This is a genomic window from Rhizobium sp. Leaf453 (genome assembly GCF_001425605.1).
Classification (GTDB): domain Bacteria; phylum Pseudomonadota; class Alphaproteobacteria; order Rhizobiales; family Rhizobiaceae; genus Pararhizobium.
In genome coordinates, this window is record NZ_LMRG01000002.1 from 174,515 (window position 1) to 196,031 (window position 21,517).

The window sequence follows — 21,517 nt, forward strand, 5'->3', positions numbered from 1 at the left end:
AAAACCGGAAAGGTCAGGAGACGCTGAAACCCATGTCTATCCAAATCAGAACAGGCGTACCCATACTGACGAAGATCAACACGGCCGCGCTTTACATCGCTGGCGTGGGGCTGGTCGTCATGACGGCGATCGTCGCATGGCAGGTTTTCTGCCGCTATGTGCTCAACGATTCCCCAAGCTGGACCGAGGCCGGAGCCGTGATCCTCATGAGCTGGTTCATCTTTCTTGGCGCCGCCGTCGGTGTTCGCGAAAACAACCACATGGGATTTGACGTGCTGCTCTACGTCCTGCCGCCTGCCGGCAAGAAGTGGCTGCGGATGATTTCCGACATCGTCATCTTCGTGTTCGGGCTGGGGATGGTCTGGTATGGCGGCAATCTCGTCGGCCTGACCTGGGCAACGACGCTACCGGCGCTCGGCATATCCGGCGCATGGGATTACGCCCCGCTGATCGGTGGCGGCGCCCTCATCACACTATTCGCCCTTGAGCGTATCGTCCTGAGAGCCACCGGCGCCCCGATCGATGATGCGCTGGATGAAATGGCGCCGACAGAAATCGCCGTCGAACTTGAAAATATCGATGATGTCCGCAACGACGCCGCAGATTTTGCGGCCAAGGACAAGCCCGGCGTGGCGAAGGGGAATTGATACGATGGAACTCTGGATCCTGTTCGGCACCTTCACGCTGCTGATGCTGATTGGAACGCCGATCGCCTTCTGCCTCGGCATTTCCAGTCTCGCAACCGTCGTCTACATGGGCCTGCCGCCGCTGGTCGTGTTCCAGCGCATGAATTCAGGCATGAGCGTCTTCTCCATGCTCGCCATTCCCTTCTTCATCTATTCCGGCGACCTCATGGTCAGGGGCGGCATTGCCGGGCGCATCGTCGCCTTCGCGGCCTCCATCGTCGGGCATCTGCGCGGTGGTCTCGGGCAGGTCAACATCCTGACCTCCACTCTGTTCGGTGGTATTTCCGGCTCGGCCGTCGCCGAAGCGGCCGCCGTTGGCGGCTTGATGATCCCACAAATGAAAGCGCGCGGTTACGGTGCCGACTATGCGGTCAACGTCACTTCGATGGCGGCGCTGATCGCGCTGCTGCTGCCGCCGTCACACAACATGATCATCTACTCCATCTCGGCGGGCGGCAAGATTTCGATCGCCGACCTGTTCACGGCCGGCATCGTCCCTGGCCTGCTCTTCGCCGCCGTCCTGATGGTCACGGCCTATATCGTTGCGCGCAAGCGCGGCTATCCGACCGAGAAGTTTCCCGGCTTCGCGACCGCACTGCATCTGCTGGCCGTTGCGATCCCCGGCCTCATGCTGATCGCCATCATTTTCGGCGGCGTGCGCTCAGGCATCTTCACGGCAACGGAGAGTTCGTGCGTTGCCGTGATCTACGCCCTGCTCGTCACGCTTCTCATCTACCGGCAGCTCAGCTGGGCGGACTTCGTCCATGCGACGATGGGCGCGGTGCGCACCACGGCGATGGTTCTGCTGATCATCGGTTGCGCGGCTGCCTTCTCCTGGCTCATGGCATTCCTCAGGGTTCCGGCAACGCTGGTTGCCTGGATGCAGACCCTGTCGGACAATCCGATCATGATCCTGCTGCTGCTTAACGTCCTGATGCTGGTGCTTGGCACCTTCATGGACATGGGTCCGACGATCATCATCACCACGCCGATTTTCCTGCCGATCGCAACCGCCTACGGTATCGATCCCGTGCATTTCGGCGTGATCATGATCTTGAACTACGGTATCGGGCTGAATACGCCACCGGTCGGCGGCGTACAGTTCGTGGCGTGTGCGGTCGGAAAGATATCGGTTTGGGAAGCCATGCGCTCGATCTGGCCATTTTACGGCGCCGGCATCGTTGTGCTGCTGCTGGTCACGTATATACCAGCCCTGTCGCTCTGGCTGCCGAGCGTCTTCAAATAGGGAACAGGTGATGAGCGAGAACCCAACCGACAAGCGCGTGGAACGGAAGCCGAAGCTTTCGGAGAATGTCGCGCAAGCCCTGCGATCGCAGATCCTCGCCGGCGATTTCGAGCTCGGCGAACGGCTGCCGACGGAACAGCGCATGACCGAGATCTTCGGCGTCAGCCGAACGGTCGTCCGTGAAGCCGTGGCCGCCCTTGCTGCCGACAACCTTGTAGAGGCGCGGCATGGTGCTGGCGTCTTCGTCGTCGATCATCCCATGCGCAAGATCAGCGCCATCACCGCCGATATGGGTAACCGCATCAGCCAGGCCGTGAACGTGCTCGAAGTCCGTATGGGCATTGAGATCGAAAGCGCGGGCCTTGCTGCGCAAAGGCGCAGCCCTTCGCAGGAAGCACGCATTCAGGAAGCGTTCTTCGAATTCGAACATCTGCTGAAACTGGGCGAACCAACCGGCAAGGCCGACTTCGCATTCCATCGCGAGATCGCTTCGGCAACCAACAACCCATTCTATGTCGAAATTCTCGACGCGCTGGGCGATCGGACCATTCCCTGCGACAGAAATTCCCCGTGGTATTCTATCGAAGTCCTATCGCCGGAGTATCTTAGCGGTTTGCAGCGCGAGCATCTGCGCATCCTGCAGGCGATTTCGGCTGGCGATCCTGATGCGGCACGCGACGCCATGCGGGCTCACCTGCTTGCGGCCCAGGAGCGTTACCGCAAGCGGCTTTCCGGTCAGCAGGCGGATTACTCCGAACTCATCTCACCACAGAGTCGTATCCGAACGTTTTGAACCGCAGAAGAAGAGAACCATGACAATCGAACATTCCATCCGTTTCGCGATCGATCCATTCGCGGCCGCCGCAATGGGCACAGATGAATTGCGGCATAACTTCCATATCGGCAATCTCTTCGAGCCGGGCCAGATCACCCTGACCTATACGCACTATGATCGCATGATCGTGGGCGCCGCCTTTCCTACCCACGCCACGTTGAAACTGGGAACCATCAAGCCGGTCGGAACGAAATCCTTCCTGGAACGGCGCGAACTGGTCGTGGTCAATATCGGCGGTGCCGGCGAGATCACCGTCGGTGATACCGCTTATACGCTCGGCACACGCGACATGCTCTATGTGGGCCTTGGGGAAGAGGTTGCCTTCTCCTCTAAAGATGCCGCAACACCGGCGAAATTCTACATCCTGTCGGCACCGGCACATCGCAAGTGCCCAACGCAGCTCATGACACTCGACAAAGCGAAACGCCTCGATCTCGGCAGCCAGGACACCTCGAACGAACGCTCGATCTTCCAGTTCACCACGACGATCGAAACCTGCCAGATCGTCGTCGGCATGACACAGCTCGCCAAGGGCTCTGTATGGAATACGATGCCGGCGCATGTGCATGACCGCCGCATGGAGGCCTACCTCTATTTCGATCTGGCCGAGGCCGCGCGCGTCTTCCATTTCATGGGAGAACCTTCCGAGACGCGTCATATCGTGATGGCGAACGAAGAAGCCGTCCTGTCACCGTCCTGGTCCATCCATTCGGGCTGCGGCACCTCCAATTACGCCTTCATCTGGGCCATGGCCGGCGACAATGTCGATTATACCGATGTCGATGCAGTGGCGATCGGAGACATGCGATGAGCGATCTTTCAGCTTTCAGCCTCGCCGGAAAGCGCATTGCCGTGACGGGAGCCAATACCGGCATCGGTCAGGGTATTGCCATCTCCATCGCACGCGCCGGCGGCACCGTCATCGGCATCGGCAGATCCGCCATGGATGAAACCGCACGGCTCGTCGAAGCCAATGGCGCCACCTTCCTTTCGCGGAAGACTGATATCAGTAACGCCAATGCTGCCGTCGCCATGCTCAAAGACCTCATGGAATCCGGTCCGCTGGATGGCCTGGTGAACAATGCCGGTATCATCCGCCGCGCCGATGCGGTGGACTTCACCGAAGAGGACTGGGATGCCGTCATGGACGTCAACCTGAAGTCTGTGTTCTTCCTGTGCCAGGCCTACGGCCGCCAGTGCATCGAGGCGAAGCGTCTCGGCCGTATCGTCAACATCGCCTCGCTTCTCTCGTTCCAGGGCGGCATCCGGGTACCGTCCTATACGGCTTCAAAACACGGTGTCCTTGGCATCACGCGCCTGCTGGCCAACGAATGGGCAGCCAAAGGCATCAATGTGAACGCCATCGCGCCGGGCTATATCGAGACCAACAACACGGAAGCGCTTCGCAACGATCCGGACAGGAGCAAATCCATTCTCGAACGCATTCCGGCAGGGCGCTGGGGTGTCGCGGACGATATCGGCGATGCAGCGGTTTTCCTGCTCGCGCCGGCATCCAATTACATGCATGGAGCTGTCCTTCCGGTGGACGGCGGATGGCTTGCGAGGTGATCATGGTTCAGAGTGCCGATATTTTCATGCGGGCGTCGGAAGGCGTCTGGGACACCACACCCGACGGCAATCTGCGTCGCATCGTCTGCTATACCGACGAACTGATGATGGTCGAATTCGCCTTCGAAAAGGGCGGAGAAGGCTGGATCCATTCTCATCCGCATGTGCAGTCGAGCTACGTTGCGGAAGGTGCGTTCGAGGTCACCATCGACGGGCGGACGGAAACACTGAAGGCAGGCGATAGCTTCATCGTGCCCTCCGGACTGAAGCATGGCGTCAAGGCCTTGGAAAAGGGTCGTCTGGTGGATTGCTTCACGCCGCATCGCTCGGATTTCCTGAAGCCGGCCTGAGCAGCGCTTTGCGCGTTTCGCGTCACGCCGGTATCGTGACGCGAACGATGAGCCCATGCGGCTGCTGGTCTTCGAGATGCAGTTCGCCTTGGTGCGCCTGCACAATCTCCGAGACGATCGACAAACCGAGGCCGAACCCCTTGTCAGAACCGGTGCGCGCGGGATCGCCCTTGAAAAATGGCTCCAGCACCTTGCGGTGCAAGTCCGCCGGGATGCCCGGGCCATTATCCGCAACCTCGATCGTGATGAACCCGTCTTTCGAACTAAGACCGACCTTGACTTCCGTGCCGAACTTCGTTGCATTCTCGCAGAGGTTGGAAACCGCCCTGTTCAATGCGATCGGCTTGAAATTCGCGACCAGCCGGTTCGGCCCCGCATAATCGACGGAATGCCCGATATCCTGAAACTCGTCGCAAATGGTCCTGACCACGGAGGCAATGTCCGCGCGCTCGGGCACTTCGCGCTTGAAGTCGTCACGCAGATAATTCAGGCTTTCGGACAAGAGGCGGTCGGTCTGCTCGATGTCGCTCAGAAGCGCGTCTCGCAGCCCTGTATCTGTGACTCGCTCAACCCTTAATCTCATTCGCGTCAGCGGGGTTCGCAGGTCATGGCTGATACCGCGCAACATGCGCGTGCGTCCCTCCACCATATCCGAAATACGGCTGCGCATATCGTTCAGCGCCCGTGCCAGAGCGACAATCTCGACGCTGCCGCGCTCCTCGAAAATCGGAGGACCGGTCGAGGCATCAGCATTGATTGCGGCAGCCGCGATCCGACGCAAGGGCAGCGTGATTGCCCAGACGGCAAACGCAGAGAACAGGCCGATCAGCGTCAACAAGGCAAAAAGATAGTTCGAGCCCCGGCCAAGAACATCATCGCTCCAGAAGAATGTCTTCGGCAGTTCGCTCAAAACCACCATGGTTTGGTCATCGACCTTGGCAGCAATCACGCGCTGATCGTTCAGGAACGTTCTCCAACCCTGCAGCGGAACAGGAATATCGTCCGGCGGGAAAATCCATTCCAGTATGACCTGGATCATCGGCTCGGTGGATGAGGAACTCCTGAAGAAGGCCAAATCGGACAGGGGCAACAGTTCCAGTTGCAGGCCATCCCGCTTCGCGGCATCCATGATGATAGGACGCTCCTCCGGTGCCGTATTCGCAAGAATACTCGAAATTGCATGAACGCGAGCCGACATTCGCTCGATGTCCGATATGTCCGCGTCGGTCCGCACTGCCCGCTCAAGCACCGGGCCGCCGACGATCACGATCAGCAGACCAAGGACGATAATCCAGGTGATCTGACCGTTGATCGTCGATGGCCAAAGGGACAACCGAAAACGCATACATTCTCCAAAACCAATAGACAGACGCGCGCATCCCTGCGCTGGCGGATCGATTATCCGCAACACCATACAGTCGCCTGCCCGGCGAGCACGTTAAGTTTTGTTACAGCCGACGCATCCGCGTCCGTAACATAGCGCAACACAACAACACGCACTGCTTCAGCGGCACATGCCAGAAAACCAGGGTCCCCCATCTCCGTCCGAAACGATCGGACAGGCTTGGCTATATACTCTGGAGCAAACATGGATTTTTTGTACCCCGCCAAACAACGCGTTTCGCGTCACATGCTTTGCATGGCGCTTGCGCTCGCCGGAACGACGCTGAACGCGCGGGCCGCCGATCTGACGCAGGATCCGCAGCCGACTGATCAGCAATTCGACGGCGAGCGTTTTGCCAAGGACCCCGCATCACGGAACTGGAGCCTCATCCTGGGCGCCGGCGCCATGTTCGAGCCGGAATATGAGGGCGGCGACAAATTTGCCATCAACCCTATCCCGGTCTTCATCTTCACCTATGGCGAATGGCTTGAAATCGACCCCACCGGCGCAACGATCAAGGCCTTCGAGCGGGACGGTTTTTCCCTCTCCGCACGTGTCGGCTACGAGACCGGCCGTGACGAAGACGATGCCGACGAACTCAAGGGCCTTGGCGACATCGATTTCGCCGCAACTGTCGGCCTCAAGGCTGCCTATGAAATGGGGCCGCTCGAAATCTACGCGGCGATCGACCAGACCATCGGCGGCAGCGAAAGCCTGATCGGAACGATCGGCGCGGAATACACCGCCCCCGTAACCGAGCAACTCATCCTCGGCGCCGGCGTCGAGGCGACCATCGCCAATGGCAAGCACATGGATGCCTATTTCGGTGTCAACGCGGACCAATCGGCAGCATCCGACCTTCCCCAGTACGATGCAGGTGCAGGCCTGAAGCGCGTCGATGTCAGCCTGTCCGCCACCTACCTCATCAATGAACACTGGATGGTTCGCGGCGAAGCGGGTGTCGGCGTCCTGACAGGCGATGCGGCTGATAGCCCGATCGTGAAGGAGAAAGTCCAGCCCTCGACATCGATTTTCGTCGGCTACAAATTCTGAGCAAGTCATCGCCAGTCAAGAACGAGAGCCCGGCCTTTTGGTCGGGCTTTTCATTTTGGGAAGCTCTCAGGCTTCGTCGACCATCGCGGTAAACGTATAACCGCCGAGACGCACGGTCTGTAGCAGCGTGGGCTCCTTGGGGTCACGCTCGATCTTCTGACGCAGCCGGCTGATATGGACGTCGACACTGCGCTCGATCGGTCCGGCAAGACCGGAATGTGTCAGCGACAGGAGTTCTTCTCGCGTGATCACCCGGCCCGGATTGCGACATAAGGCGAGTAGCAGATCGAATTCCGTCGTGGTCAGGGCGACACGGGCGTTGCTGGGATCATGAAGCTGGCGGCGAAGCGGGTCGATCTGCCAGCCGTCGAAGCGCAGTTTGCGCTGGCTGTTGGTTTCCACCAGGCCGTAGGATGCCCGCCGCAGCAGGCTGCGGACACGGGCGACCACTTCCCTGGGGCTAAACGGCTTGGTGACGTAATCGTCGGCACCGACCTCCAGACCGACGATCCGGTCGATTTCCTCACCAAGCGCCGTCAGCAGGATGATCGGAATGGTCTTCTCAGACCTGATCTTGCGGCAGAGGCTTATTCCGTCTTCGCCGGGAAGCATCACATCGAGGATGATCAGGTCGTAGGCGTTTTTCCGAAGCAGGGCCTGCATGACATGACCGTCCTCAACGACGGTCGGGATCATGCCGTTTTCCTGCATGGTCAGGGCCAGCAGCCTGCCGATTTCGGGATCGTCTTCAACGATCAATATCTGCGCGCTTCCCGATCCTGATTGCATTTCCGCCTGCCCCACTCCCGATGTCAGAAACATGCGCCCAAGCACCGCCTTTAATATTTCAATGTGTTAAGTTTTGTTGCGAAGGCAAGCCGTTCCGTCGCCAAAAACAACGGGCAGCCTTATCCTTTACGCAGCCTCCCGCTCCGTCCCGTCGAAAAACGCCCGTGTCATCTGCCGAATTCGATCGCCGAAACTGGATACAATCAGATGAAGCGCCGGGATCACCATCAGCGACAGCACGGTAGAAACCAACAGCCCGCCTATGACCGTGATTGCCATGGGAGACCTGAACTCGCCGCCATCACCGACGCCAATGGCCGACGGCAACATGCCGCCGACCATTGCCAGCGTCGTCATCACGATCGGCCGCGCGCGCTCCATGCATGCCCTGCGGATCGCTTCGACCCTGGGCAGACCCTCCCGTTCCCGCTCGATGGCAAAATCAATCAGCATGATCGCGTTCTTGGTAACAATACCCATGAGCATCAGAATTCCGATAACGACCGGAAGGGAAACGGCGCCGCCGCTGATAAACAGCGCGGCGGCAACGCCGGCAATCGCCAGCGGCAGGGAGGCGAGGATGGTGAGGGGCGAAAGAACGTTGCCGAACAGGAGGATCAGTACGCACAGCACCAGCATAATCCCGGCGACCATGGCCACGATGAAGCTTTCGAACACATCGCCCTCGCTGTCGGAATCTCCCGTCGCCTGGATGGTCACGCCACCGGCGAGGTTCTTGACCGCCGGAAGTGCATCCAGACGCTCCAGCCCCTGCCCTGGCGTCAGCCCGTTCGCCATATCTGCGCCGATCTCGATGCGACGCTGGCGATCGAACCGATCGATGAACGATATCGTCTCACCGAACGAAAATGTCGCCACAGCCGACAAGGGCACATTGGCGCCTGTGACGGACGCAACGGACAGGTTTTGCAGAAAGGCGAGATCGTCGCGTTGGCGCCGGTCCAGAAGCAGGCGGATCGGAATCTGGCGGCGGCCATCGATCAGCTTCGGCAGCCGGTCATCGACATCGCCAACCGTCGATACGCGAATGGCTTCCGCAACGGCTGCGGGTGATACGCCCAAGCTGGCGGCCTTGTCGGCCATCACATCCATTGTCAGTTGCGGGCTGGTCAGGGCGCCGTCGGCGGTCGGATCGATAAAGTCACTATCGGCAGACAGTGCTTCGACAATCGTATTCGCTGCCGCCTCGACGGCTTCTCCATCCGAACCAAGAACCGCAAAAGATAGATCCCGTGCACCCCGACTGTTGAGAAAGCGCATCTTGGCATCCGGCAGCGATGCCAGCCGTGTATCCAGATCCTTCTCGATTTCCGGCAGGGACCGCTTGCGTTCGGACTTGTGCGTCAGATCAACCAGCATAACCGCATAGCGGACATCCGCCTGCCCGCCCATACTCGATCCGGCGCGGGCAAACACACCCTCGACATCTTCATCCTGTCCGAGACGCGCCGCAATCTCGTCGGTGACGGCGCGGGTATCGTCGAGGGTCGATCCCGGCGGCAATTCCACGGTCAGAGTTAGACGTCCGTTGTCCTCGTCCGGCAGGAAACCGGTGGGCGCGGAGGCGAGGATCATCACCGCCGCCACGAACACGCCGATGGAAATTCCGGCCGTCGTCCAGCGCCAGCGGAGGCTGACGTGCAGGAGACGTTCATAGGCCGATGCAACGCGTCCCTGCCTTTCCGCCGAGGCCGCATGACCCTTCATCAGATAGGCAGCCATGATCGGCGTGATCAGCCGGGCGACGACAAGCGAGAAGAACACCGCGATCGCAACCGTCAGGCCGAATTCCCGGAAATAGAGACCGACGACACCCGTCATCATGCCGACCGGCACGAAAACGGCGATGATCGTTGCCGATATGGCGATCACAGCCAGGCCGATCTCGTCGGAGGCATCAAGGGCGGCACGATAGGCGGACTTGCCCATATTGCGGTGGCGCACGACGTTTTCGATCTCGACGATCGCGTCATCGACAAGGATGCCGGTCACCAGCGTGATCGCCAGAAGGCTCAATATGTTCAAGGAAAAGCCGAGATGGGCGATGACGAAGAAAGTCGGGACGACCGACAAGGGCAGCGCGACGGCGGCGACCAGCGTCGCGCGCCAGTCCCGCAGGAAGATGAACACGATGACGACCGCAAGTGCCGCGCCCTCGATCAGTGTCTGCATTGCCGAGCGGTAATTTCCGATCGTATAGGCGACATTGTCCTCGACCAACCGGAAGCCGACGCTCGTGTGTTGCGCTTCAAGATCGTCGATGGCCCGGGCAACGGCGGCAGCAACACTGACATCGCTTGCCCCTTGCGTGCGGTAGACGGAAAAGCCGACAACATCGGAGCCATCGAAGGTCGCGAACGATCGGGGCTCGGCGACAGTGTCGGTTACACGGCCGAGATCGCCCAGACGGACACTTCGATTGTCCGGCAGGGGAATGTGCAGATCCGCCAGTTCGCCAGCCGAGCCGGCAGCGGCCATGGTGGCGACGGCTTGTTCCCGTTCACCAAGCTGTGTCCTGCCGCCCGATCGCTCGACCTGGGTGCGAAACAGCGCCTGCGTTGCCGCTGCAGCCGTCAGGGACAGGGATTGCATCTGCGTAGCATCGAGTTCGACCTGGATTTCGCGGTCGACACCGCCGATTCTATCGACGCGGCCGACGCCGACCACGCCTTGAAGATCACGCGCAACGACATCCTCGATAAACCAGGAAAGCTCCGCCGCACTCATGCCCTTGCCCGTCACGGCATAGCTCACCACGGACTGCGCCTCTTCCTCCACGCGCTCGATCACCGGCTCGTCGATATCGGCCGGAAGGTCTGAGCGGATTTTCGCGACCACGTCCCGCACATCCGCGATCGCCCTGTCCGGCGATACGACGCCGAGTTCGAATTCCACGGTCGTCACCGAAACGCCCTGTACGACACTGGAGGTCAGTTCATCGATGCCGGGCAGGCTCGCGATCGCGTCCTCGACCGGACGCGTGACTTCAGTCTCCAGTTCCGTTGGCGTGGTGCCGGATTGCTCGACTGTGACCTTGACTGTCGGCGTGATGATAGTGGGAAAGTAGGTGACCGGCAGACGGCTGAAGCTGTACAGGCCGACGACCGTCAGAATCACGAAAAGCAGGATTGATGGCAGCGGATTGCGGATCGCCCAGGCGGAAATATTGGCCTTGATCACCGTACCGCCTCCACCGGATCCTGCAGAACCACGGTCGCCGAGACATCCTGCGGCAGATCGATAGAGGCATCCGCGATCAATGGCTGGACGCGTTCGCGTCCCTTGAAAAAACCGCCCGCCTTGAGCACGACCAGTTCCCCGGCACTCAGCCCGTCGCGGATTTCGACCCGATCGTCCTGTCGGGGGCCAGTGGATACCGTGCGCATGGCGACCTTATCATCTTTCACGACGTAGACGACCGGTCCCGTCCCTGTGTTCCTGACGGCGGAAGCCGGAACGAGAACGCCGTTCCTCGCCGATGTATCGATCGCAGCCCTGACAAACATGCCCGGCACGAGATCGGCCGCATTTGGGAGCTGTATGCGAACCACCGCGCTTCCGGTCGCGGTATCGAGCCTGGCGGCCTTCAATCTGATCGTGCCCTCGATCGATCGGTCTTCTCCGGGGATCGTGATCCTGGCCGCCATTCCCTCCTGAAGGCTGACGAAATTGTTCTGCGTCACCTCGGCGAGCATCTCGATCGTGTCGTTCTCGCCCAGAACGAAAAGCGGCGGTGGCGCATCCGATGTCGTCGAGCCTATACGTACGTCGCGGCTGAGGATCCTGCCGGCGCGTGGCGCACGCACGGTGCTTCGTTCAACCGTGAGTTCGATTTCCCGCCGCTCGCGCTCGATCAGTTTCTCGTCCGCATGCGCAAGTGCCAAGGACTGGCGTGCAAGCTCCAGTTCCGCGACGGCGCGGGCATAAGCGTTTTCGTGTTCGTCGAGAACCTGTTCGGCAAGCGCCTGCTTGGTGTGAAGAGCACGGCTTCGCTGTACCCGCTGCAAGGCATCGCGCTCTGCCACGCGGGCGACTTCGACTTTTCGATCTTCCACAAGGACGGCCGCCTGTGCACGAAGACGGTTGACCGCATTCTTGTCGAGCAGGATACGCGCCTCAATCGTGTCGAGGATCGCCAGGGCCTGTCCCTTTTCGACCACATCTCCGGCATCGACGAGAACATCAGTAACTTCCTTGCCGAAGACCAGCGGATGTACGGCGATCTCTTCACGCGCCGCCAGCCGCCCGACAACCGAAATGCTCTCGCTGATATCGCTGCGTTCGGCACGAACGACTGTGACCGGCATGCCATCGCGCGCGTTCGCCACTGTTGGCGACATCACCGCGATTGCGGCGCTGAAGCAGCTCATGGCGCACCATTGCGAAAGATATTCCATCCGAAGCCGTACCATTATCGATCCTTCCGTTCAGCGCTGAACCCTTGCGGCGCGCAATTCATGGCAAAGCATAGGGAGGATCGGCCGGAGCGCCGTTTCATCGTTTTAAGAAATGTTGCGACGCTGGCCCGCGACGGATTCCAGCAAGTGTGACGATCAGGGGCCGCCGCAATTTCGCCCGAAGCCAAAATATTTCGCAACAAAACGTAGCGATGGAGATGCCCGCGATTGCCTAGTTCTGGAAGCCCTTGAACCAATCCAGGCGCTATCGATGCTCCAGCTTGTGTCTGTCCCACGTGCGGACGAAACTACTTCTCCCTATTCCTCTTCCTCCTCGGTACGTCGTGTCTCGGTTATCGTGCCGACGCTGAACGAAGTTGAGAATATCGACCGCGTCCTGTTGGCGATTACCGCGCAGGAACGTCATGATCTCGCATTTGAGATCCTCGTCGCTGATGGCGGCTCCACCGACGGCACGATTGATTGCGTGCACCGCTGGCAGATGCATGCGAATGTCCGCCTCGTCCAAGGTGATGGCAAACGGGGACTGGCCGGCGATGTGCTTGATGCAGCCGCGCTCGCAACATCCGATGTGATCGTCGTCATAGATGCCGACCTCAGTCACCCGGCCGATCGCCTTCCCGCGCTGGTCGAACCCGTTCTCGATGACATGGCAGATATGGCGATCGGAAGCCGCTATGTGCCGGGCGGTGAAACGCCGGGCTGGCCAATGCACCGCCGTCTGCTCTCGCGTCTCGGCGGCCTTATGGCGCGGCCCCTGACCGATGTCCGCGACCCGATGTCGGGCTTTTTCGCGGTAAAGCGTGAGCGATTGCTGGCCATCGACCCGCAGGCTGTCGGCTTCAAGATCGGGCTGGAGATCATTGCGGCCGGCGGCGGAACATTGAGGACCACAGAAATCCCGATCTCCTTCATTGACCGCACGCTTGGCCATTCGAAAATCGGCTTCTCGCAATTGTTTGCCTATCTGCAGAGGCTCGTTGTTCTCGCCGGTGGTCGGGTCTCGGTAGACAGCCTTGCCCTATTCGCCCTGACAGGGTTGATCGGGGTCGGGGTCGATCTCCTGACATTTCAGGTTCTACGGCACATGGGGATGTCGATCGCCATCGCCCATATCATCAGCTTCGCCACCGCAACCATATCCAATTTGCTCTTGGGATCGCGATGGCTGTCGAAGGTGCGTGAACGATCGGCACAGGAGTGGCTGGTTCTCTCCGCACGCTACTTTACAATTTGCATGCTGGCGCTTTCCATCCGCGGCGGGGTTCTGGCCGGTCTGACGAGCGTGGATCTAATGCCTGTGCCGCTGGCGATGCTCGTCGCGATCGGTGCCGCATCTGCGGTCAATTTCATCGGATCAACTCTTTTTGTCTGGCAGCCGCCCTACCCGCGCCGGAGCAGCGTCATCAGATGGCGGATCGCGGCGCTCGGCATTGTCGCCTACGCCATCCTTCTGCGCTTGACCTTCATCGGTGTGATCGACCTGATCCCGCAGGAAGCCTATTACTGGAACTACGCACAGCATCTGGATATCGGTTATCTCGATCATCCGCCCATGGTCGCCTGGCTCATCTGGAGCAGCACCGCGATCTTCGGCAACAATGAATTCGGTGTCAGGATCATGGCCAGCGTCTGCTGGGCCATCGCAGCCTGGTTCACATTCCGGCTAACGCTCCGGCTGTTCGATACGACGACAGCCATCGTCAGCCTCATGCTCATGGCGACACTGCCATTCTTCTTTTCGATCGGCTTCGTGATGACGCCGGACGCTCCGCTGACGGCAGCCTGGGCCGGCGCTCTCTATTGTCTCCACGGCGCCATGATCGATGGCAAGACTCGCGGCTGGTATGGCGCAGCCGCTTGCATCGGTATCGGCATGCTTTCGAAATATACCATTGCGCTTCTCGGCCCGGCTGCACTGGCCGTCATGCTGGTAGATCCCGATGCCCGCCGGTGGTTCAAGCGGCCGCATCCCTACCTTGCCGCTTGCCTTGCACTTCTGATCTTCTCACCCGTAATCTACTGGAACGCGCAGAACGGACTTGCATCCTTTTCCTTCCAGAGCACGGAACGGCTGGAAGGTGAAATCAGCTTCAACCTGCCTGCCCTCCTGATCAATGCCGCGGGCCTTCTGACGCCGACGGGCCTTGTGGCCGCGCTCGCGATCCTGTTCCATCGACTGCGGGAGATCGGTGACGCAGATAACAGGCGTCGAACTGCCTGCTTTGCAGTCAGCTTTCTAGCAGTGCCGTTCGGAATTTTCGTCATCGCCAGCTTTCTGGGTGACACGAAGCTCAACTGGACCGGGCCGGTCTGGCTGATGGCGATCCCATCCATCGCGGCAACGATCGTGGCTCTGGCCGAGCGGCAGACCCGTTTCGCTCGCACAGCCAGGCAAGCCGCTGTTGCGACGATCGGCATCAGCGTTCTGTTGTTCGGGCTGGTCCTGAACCTGATGGCTTTTGCCCCCGCGCTTCAAGGAAATCTCAGCCTGCCGAAACAACCCGTCGCATGGAATGAGTTCGGCCGTCAGGTCGCGGACATCCGCGATGCGGTGGAACGCGAGACGGGCAGGACGCCAATCCTCATTGCAATGGACAAGTACAACGTCGCGAGCGAACTCGCCTTCTACGCAAGCAGGAATGAAGAAGGAGCCGGCTCGGTCGGTCGCGGTGTCATCGGGCAGCCCCCCAGCCTGATGTACGGCTTTTGGCACAGGCCCGAGGATTTTCGAGGGCGCGATGCGATCCTGCTGTCGTTCGACACCAATACCCTCGATGATCCCGCTCTCGCACGGCATTTTGACGCCCTGGGCGATACGCAGCAGAGGGTTGTGCTGAAAGACGGGGAGTGGATGGGGCTTTTTCGCTACCGTCTGGGCTTCGGCCTAAAGCCAATTCCTATGGAATAATCGGCGGTTCAAACCGAAATATCACAATTTATCCACCCGAACCTGAGATTCCCCTTGGTTTAAGAGCCAAAATTTGTAATTTGCGTCCGACCATTTTTTGACGATTCAAAGGGAATCCAATGCAGGTACTGGTTCGCGACAACAATGTCGATCAGGCGCTCCGCGTCTTGAAGAAGAAGCTTCAGCGCGAAGGCATCTTTCGCGAGATGCGCATGCGTGAAGCTTTCGAAAAGCCGTCCGTAAAAAAAGCCCGTGAAAAGGCCGAAGCCATCAGCCGTCAGCGCAAGCTGGCCCGCAAGCAGATGCAGCGTGATGGCCTGCTGCCGGCACCGAAGAAGAAGCCCGGCAAGTAATCCAGTTCGCGTGACCCTGCGCGGTCACCGCAATGAAAAGACGGCGTAGCGCCCGCACTGGAATCGCATCGCCTCTGCGATAGTGAAACCACCGATGACAGTTGCCGCTGCGACCACCAGGACTTCCTCGAAGACGTATCTCGCCGTTCTGGCAGTGTTGGGCCTGACCCACCTGCTGAACGACCTGATGCAATCGCTGATTCCGGCTGCGTACCCGATCCTCAAGGATGCCTATGCGCTGGATTTCGTGCAGATCGGCATGATCACCATGACATTCCAGATCGCCGGCTCGCTGCTGCAGCCGGCAATCGGCATAATCACCGACAAGCATCCCGCACCCTATTCGCCGGTCGTGGGAATGATGTTTACCCTTTCCGGCCTCGTCAGCCTCGCTTTCGCCCATAGCTATGCGATCATCCTTGTGTCGGTTGCCCTGATCGGCATCGGATCGTCGATCTTCCATCCGGAAGCGACCCGCATGGCGCGATACGCCGCCGGCGGCCGGCAAGGACTGGCGCAGGGACTTTTCCAGGTCGGAGGGCAGGCTGGAGGCGCGCTCGGTCCGGTTTTCGCTGCGTTCATCATCGTTCCTTGGGGCCAGCCGAGCCTTGCCTGGTTTGCGGCCCTAGCCCTTCTTGCCATGATGCTTCTCACCTGGATCGGAAGCAAGCAGCGCGAGATCAGCGCCGAATTCGCGGCGATGCGGGCAAAAGGGAAGACGAAAGGAGGTACGGTGCGGCATGCGCCTGTGACGATCGGCGTCGGCCTGGTCGTCCTGACCTTCCTGATGTTCGTTAAGAATGCCTATGGCGAAAGCTTCCGGTCTTTCTACACCTTCTATCTCATGGAAAAATTCGGCCTTTCGATTCCCTCGGCCCAGATGATGCTGTTCATCTTCCTCCTGGCCTCTGCTGCAGGCGCGCTGATCGGCGGTATCGTCGGCGACCGGATCGGGCGTTACCGGATTATCTGGATTTCCGTGCTGGGGCCGCTCCCATTGACGCTGATCCTGCCCCATGTCGACCTGTTCTGGACCGGAGTGCTGACCGTGATGATCAACCTGATCATGGCGAGCGCGTTCGCCTCGATCCTGATCTACGCGATCGAACTGCTGCCCAATCGAATCGGATTGATCGGCGGCCTGTTCTACGGCCTGAACTTCGGACTGGGTGGCATTGCCGCAGCACTCCTCGGTTTTCTCGCCGACAGCTACGGTGTGCAAACAGTCTATTATTTCTGCTCGTTCCTGCCTCTTGCGGGCCTTTTCGCCTGGTTCCTGCCAAGGATCGACGAAGGCAGAGGCTGATTAGCCGATGACGCGATTGGCTTCGTAAGGGAGCCAAATCCGCGCGGTTCCACACTCCACGCTCGAACACGACGCCGTTCGGCCAAAGCCCGTCGCCGCGCAGCTCGGACGAGTGCGCGAACAGACATGAGGGTGTCGTCCAAAGCGCTTGCATTTCATGCCTGTAGCCACAACGAACACGAGAGCAGACCAGCCTGACACAAGCGTTCGCCCCTAGCATGGGGATAGCGTCACTGTGCGTGTCGAAGGCCATGGCTTCCATGTGACGGTCGATGACACCAGGAAAAATTCTCGATACCGGCTGAAAGTCTGCGATATGACAACGATCTCTTCCTATACGCCTCTTCAGATCAAGGCCCTTTCACCTTCGGTCATTGCGTCCTGGAATTCCGATGACATTGCCGCCCTGTCGAGTTCGCAGCTTGGCGCGCTGTCCTCCATTCAGGTCGCGGCCCTGCAGGAAAACAGCGTTCGCAGCCTCAACAATTCCCAGATCGCCGCGATCGCGCCGAAGGCGATGGTTGGCCTGACGCTGGACCAGCTTGCGGCGATTTCAACGGATGCCATCTCCAGCCTTGGCGCAGCGCAGGTCGCGGCTCTGACGACCACTCAGATCACTGGCTTGAGCACCGCACAGGCCGAAGCGTTCAATCCTTCGCAGATCGCCAGCATGAGCTCAGCCCAGATCGCCGCCCTCAGCGCGGAAGATCTCGCAGCCTTCTCGACGGACGATATCGCAGCTATCAACACGAAGGCGATCCGTGGGCTGACCACCGATCAGATCGGAGCGCTGAGCACCAGTCAGATTGCCGCCCTGACGCCTGCGCAGGTCGCCGCCATGCGGGATACGCAGATCGGTGCTTTTTCCGCCGCCCAGATCGGTGCATTGACCACACAGCAGGTTGGCGCATTGAGCGCAACACAGATTTCCGGCCTGCCAGTCGCAAGCGTTGCCGCCTTCTCCGCAGCGCAGATCGGCGCGCTCAGTGGCAGAGCCATAACCGGTTTACGCTACGATCAACTGGCCGCGCTTTCCGCCACACAGACTTCTGCCCTGACGTCAAGCCAGGTCGGGCAGATGAGCGCCCGCCAATTCACGGCGTTGACGCCTGCTGCGTTGGCGGCCTTCACCACGGCTAAAATCGCGGCGATGACGCCGTCCGCGATGTCGGGCCTGTCGGTCGAGCAGATTGGCGCACTCTCTACTAGCCAGATCGCTGCCCTCACCCCGGCCCAGGTCTCGGCCTTGAAGCCAACTCACGTGGCAGCCCTTTCCACGGCGCAAGTCGGGGCATTGACCGAAGACCAGATGCGCGCGCTGACCTCTATTCAGGTCGCCGCCTTTAGCCCGGACAAGATCGCTTCGCTTTCCACCACGCAGATCGCCGCTCTCGGCGTCAAGGCTATTCCCGGCCTGACATCGGCCCAGGTCACGGCTCTCACAACCGCACAGATCGATGCACTCACGTCAGCGCAGATCGGCAACCTCAGCGCCAAGCAGGTGGCCGCCCTCAGCCCGGAGGCGCTGGCCGCGTTTTCGGCTGAGGATATCGCCGCCCTCAAGCCGGCGGCAATTCCGGGCTTTACCGCAACCCAGATCGCGGCGTTGAAGCTTGACCAGTTCGCCGCCCTGACGCCAACGCAGATCAGCGCCTTCCAGGCGATCCAGATCACGGCGATGACGCCGCAGCAGGTCGATGTCTGGTCGACGACGCAGTTGCGCGCCCTCAGCGCCACGCAGGTGGCGGCACTCGGCACGGACAAGATCGCCGTCCTCTCCCCCGAGCAGATCGGCTCACTCAATGCCAAGTCCGTCGCCGGGATGACACCAGCCCAGATCGCAGCGCTGACGCCGGGCCAGGCCGAGGCGCTGACGACGGGACAGGTCGCCGCTCTCAGCACCGCCCAGATCGCGGCCCTGACGCCTTCCGCGCTGGAAACGTTCACGCCTGCGAAAATCCAGGCGATCAGCACAAGAGCCGTCACCGGGCTGTCTCCGGAAAACGTGAATGGTCTGACGCTCGAGCAGGCTTCGGCACTCACGGCCGGCCAGATCGGCACCATGAAGAACACGCAGGTTGGCGCGCTCACGCCGGCCCAGATCGAAGCGATGTCGACGACCCAGATCAAGGGTTTCAACGCCAGCCATGTCGCAGCGCTCAGCGTCGATGCGATCAAGGCGTTTTCCACCGACCAGATCGCGGCCCTCAGCACGGCGGCCATCGGCGGCCTGACCACGGCACAGATCGCGGCACTCACCACAACCCAGGCAGAAGCCCTAACGTCCTCGCAGGTCGGTGGCCTCAGCGTGACGCAGGTCGCGGCACTGACCGTGGATGACCTGGCGACCTTCTCCACCGCCGACATCGCCGCCATCAAGCCGGCGGCTATTCCCGGCCTTTCCAAAGCGCAGTTGACAGCCTTCGGACCGGAGCAGATTGCCGCACTGACATCCAGTCAGATCGCGGCCCTGAAGCCCAGTCAGATCGCTGACCTTCAACCCGGTCAGGTCGCCGCGCTGAGTACCTCGCAGATCCGTGCCCTGACACCGGCGCAAGCCGCGGCAATCACGGCGGAAGGCGTTGCCGCCTTGTCGACCGACCAGATCGCAGCGCTCACGACAAAGACCGTCGGAGGACTGACCCCGGTCCAGGTCGGTGGTCTGACGGATGCCCAGATCGAGGCACTGACGACGACCCAGATCAACGGCCTGACCGCGACGCAACTCGCCACCCTCACCCCGCAGGGGCTTGCCACCTTCAGCCCGGAAGAAATCGCCGCGATCAGCACCACCGCAATCACCGGTCTGACGGCCGCGGCAATGGCATCCCTCACTCCGCAGCAGATGGGCGCCCTCACGCCTGCCCAGATTGCGGCGCTGAAGCCGGAGCAGGTCGCGGCACTGACCGCCTCGCAGGTTGATGGACTGACCAATGCGCAGGTTACGGCGCTAACCGCGACGCAGGTTGCTGCCCTGCCCACCGATCGTCTCGCCGCCTTTTCCACCGACCAGATCGCCGCGCTGTCGGCAAAGGCCGTCGCAGGGTTGACGCCCACACAGGTCGCCGCCCTCAGCATCGTCCAGGTCGCCAGCCTGTCAACCGCGCAGGTCGGCGCGCTGACCTCGACGCAGGTTGCGGCGCTGCCGGTCAGCACACTCTCCAGCTTTACCACCGCGCAGATTGCCGCGATCAGCGCATCCGCCATTCCCGGCCTCACCGCGGACGGCATTGCAGGTCTCAGCCTTGAACAGGTCGGCGCGCTGACGGCGGGCCAGATCGGCGCGCTGACGGGCAGTCAGGCAGGAAGCCTGAGTGCCGCGCAAATGAACGGCCTGACCAATGCTCAACTCGGAGCGTTTGGTGCCGCCCAGATCGCCGGTCTCTCGACGGACCGGATCACCGCACTGACGCCCGAACAGATCGGCGCACTGAGCGCAAAGGCCGTTGGCGGACTGACAGCTGCCCAGATCAGTGCACTTTCGGTTTCCCAGGTCGATAGCCTCTCGACGACCCAGATCGCCGCGCTCACAGCGACGCAGATGGGCAATTTCGGGGCGGCGGCGCTGGCGACCTTCTCGGCCGCCGACATTGCCGCCATCAGTGCTAGCGCTCTCGCGGGTCTCAGCGCACCGCAGATTGCCAATCTCAGCGCCGATCAGTTGGGCGCGCTTTCGGCCGCCCAGATGGCCGGGCTGACAGCCGACCAGATTTCGAATCTCGGCACAAGCCAGGTCAGCGGGCTGACGGCGACACAGATCAAGGCGCTCAGCGCCACCCAGATCGCGGCACTGCCCCCCACAAGCGTCGCGGTGCTGTCCTCGACACAGATCGAAGCCATCACCGTCGCGGCCATTCCCGGCCTGACGGCGGCGCAACTTGCAGGCTTTACCGCCGGACAGGTCGACAGCTTGACCACCGCGCAGATCGGCGCGCTGACTGCGACCCAGATCGGCGCATTGGGCAGCACGATCGTCTCCACTTTCTCCGCAACGGATATCGCGGCGATCAGCGCCTCGGCCATCGCCGGCCTGCCGGAATCCTTTGTTTCAGCGCTTCATCCCGATCAGATCGCGGGCCTGACCGGTGCACAGATGGCCAACTTGACCTATTACCAGGTCAATGGCCTGACATCGGCACAGCTCGCTGCCGTGACACCGGCGCAGATGGGCAATTTCACTGCCTTGCAGATCGCTGCCTTCAGCCCGGAAAAGATCGCCGGTCTTACTCCGGCCCAGATCGCCGGAATCGCACCCGGCTCCATCGGCGGACTGGCGGCAACAACCGTTTCCGGCCTGACAGCGGCGCAGGCAGAGGCGCTCACGCCAGCACAGATCGCCAAGTTCAGCGCATCGCAGATCACGGCCATCAGCCCGGCGGCGCTTGCCACATTCTCCGGTGCCGATATCGGCGCGATCAGCCTGTCCGCACTGCCGGGCCTGACGCTGGCGCAGGCGCGCAACTTCAGCCTCGCCCAGTTGCAGGGATTGACGTCCTCGCAGATGCAGGCCCTGTCTCCCGAACAGATGGCGGCCATCGTCGCAGCCTATGATGACCACAAGGGCTCATAGGCCTGAACAAACGCAACGACGAATCG

At 60.8% G+C, this 21,517-nt stretch carries 15 protein-coding genes; 11 read left to right on the forward strand and 4 right to left on the reverse strand.

Annotated features, from left to right (window positions below):
- Positions 1-32: 32 nt before the first annotated feature.
- Genes ASG68_RS05490 through ASG68_RS05515 form a run of 6 tightly spaced genes read left to right on the forward strand, consistent with a single transcriptional unit; the run spans position 33 to position 4,686 of the window.
- Positions 33-647 carry a TRAP transporter small permease gene (locus ASG68_RS05490; protein WP_062585275.1) on the forward strand — a complete coding sequence of 205 codons (615 nt, stop codon included), beginning with the start codon at positions 33-35 and terminating at the stop codon, positions 645-647.
- 4 nt (positions 648-651) lie between these two features.
- Entirely contained in the window at positions 652-1,932 is a 1,281-nt protein-coding gene (locus ASG68_RS05495) for a TRAP transporter large permease (RefSeq protein ID WP_062585277.1), read from the forward strand.
- A 10-nt stretch (positions 1,933-1,942) separates the two neighbouring features.
- Complete coding sequence (locus ASG68_RS05500) at positions 1,943-2,725, forward strand: FadR/GntR family transcriptional regulator (protein ID WP_082478122.1); 783 nt, start codon at positions 1,943-1,945, stop codon at positions 2,723-2,725.
- Positions 2,726-2,744: 19 nt separating this feature from the next.
- On the forward strand, positions 2,745-3,578 hold the full coding sequence (gene kduI, locus ASG68_RS05505; protein WP_062585281.1) for a 5-dehydro-4-deoxy-D-glucuronate isomerase: 834 nt from the start codon (positions 2,745-2,747) through the stop codon (positions 3,576-3,578).
- Positions 3,575-4,336, forward strand: coding sequence for a 2-dehydro-3-deoxy-D-gluconate 5-dehydrogenase KduD (kduD, locus tag ASG68_RS05510; protein WP_062585283.1), 762 nt, complete (start codon positions 3,575-3,577; stop codon positions 4,334-4,336). Before kduI ends, kduD begins: the two co-directional genes overlap by 4 nt.
- On the forward strand, positions 4,321-4,686 hold the full coding sequence (locus tag ASG68_RS05515; RefSeq protein ID WP_062585285.1) for a cupin domain-containing protein: 366 nt from the start codon (positions 4,321-4,323) through the stop codon (positions 4,684-4,686). Before kduD ends, ASG68_RS05515 begins: the two co-directional genes overlap by 16 nt.
- Before the next feature lie 22 nt (positions 4,687-4,708).
- On the opposite strand, the gene ASG68_RS05520 is transcribed toward ASG68_RS05515, so the two are convergent.
- Positions 4,709-6,031, reverse strand: coding sequence for an ATP-binding protein (locus ASG68_RS05520; RefSeq protein WP_062585287.1), 1,323 nt, complete (start codon positions 6,029-6,031; stop codon positions 4,709-4,711).
- Between the two features lie 243 nt (positions 6,032-6,274).
- Here ASG68_RS05520 and ASG68_RS05525 point away from each other — a divergent pair, with 243 nt between their 5' ends.
- Complete coding sequence (locus ASG68_RS05525) at positions 6,275-7,123, forward strand: MipA/OmpV family protein (RefSeq protein ID WP_062585289.1); 849 nt, start codon at positions 6,275-6,277, stop codon at positions 7,121-7,123.
- Positions 7,124-7,189: 66 nt separating this feature from the next.
- On the opposite strand, the gene ASG68_RS05530 is transcribed toward ASG68_RS05525, so the two are convergent.
- From ASG68_RS05530 to ASG68_RS05540, 3 genes are all read right to left on the reverse strand, one after another.
- Entirely contained in the window at positions 7,190-7,945 is a 756-nt protein-coding gene (locus ASG68_RS05530) for a response regulator transcription factor (RefSeq protein ID WP_062585291.1), read from the reverse strand.
- Positions 7,946-8,038: 93 nt separating this feature from the next.
- Complete coding sequence (locus ASG68_RS05535) at positions 8,039-11,113, reverse strand: efflux RND transporter permease subunit (RefSeq protein WP_244484114.1); 3,075 nt, start codon at positions 11,111-11,113, stop codon at positions 8,039-8,041.
- Complete coding sequence (locus tag ASG68_RS05540; RefSeq protein WP_156373712.1) at positions 11,110-12,345, reverse strand: efflux RND transporter periplasmic adaptor subunit; 1,236 nt, start codon at positions 12,343-12,345, stop codon at positions 11,110-11,112. The genes ASG68_RS05535 and ASG68_RS05540 overlap by 4 nt, the downstream gene beginning before the upstream one ends.
- A 256-nt stretch (positions 12,346-12,601) precedes the next feature.
- Here ASG68_RS05540 and ASG68_RS05545 point away from each other — a divergent pair, with 256 nt between their 5' ends.
- From ASG68_RS05545 to ASG68_RS05560, 4 genes are all read left to right on the forward strand, one after another.
- Positions 12,602-15,262: a glycosyltransferase family 39 protein gene (locus tag ASG68_RS05545; protein ID WP_062585293.1), complete on the forward strand. Its 2,661-nt coding sequence runs from the start codon at positions 12,602-12,604 to the stop codon at positions 15,260-15,262.
- A gap of 119 nt (positions 15,263-15,381) precedes the next feature.
- The gene (gene rpsU / locus ASG68_RS05550; RefSeq protein WP_062585296.1) at positions 15,382-15,615 is read left to right on the forward strand and encodes a 30S ribosomal protein S21; all 234 of its coding nucleotides are present in this window, start codon (positions 15,382-15,384) and stop codon (positions 15,613-15,615) included.
- Between the two features lie 94 nt (positions 15,616-15,709).
- Positions 15,710-16,921 (forward strand): MFS transporter, encoded by a 1,212-nt coding sequence (locus tag ASG68_RS05555; protein ID WP_062585298.1) that lies wholly within the window; start codon positions 15,710-15,712, stop codon positions 16,919-16,921.
- A gap of 316 nt (positions 16,922-17,237) precedes the next feature.
- Entirely contained in the window at positions 17,238-21,491 is a 4,254-nt protein-coding gene (locus tag ASG68_RS05560) for a beta strand repeat-containing protein (RefSeq protein ID WP_062585300.1), read from the forward strand.
- Positions 21,492-21,517 lie beyond the last annotated feature (26 nt).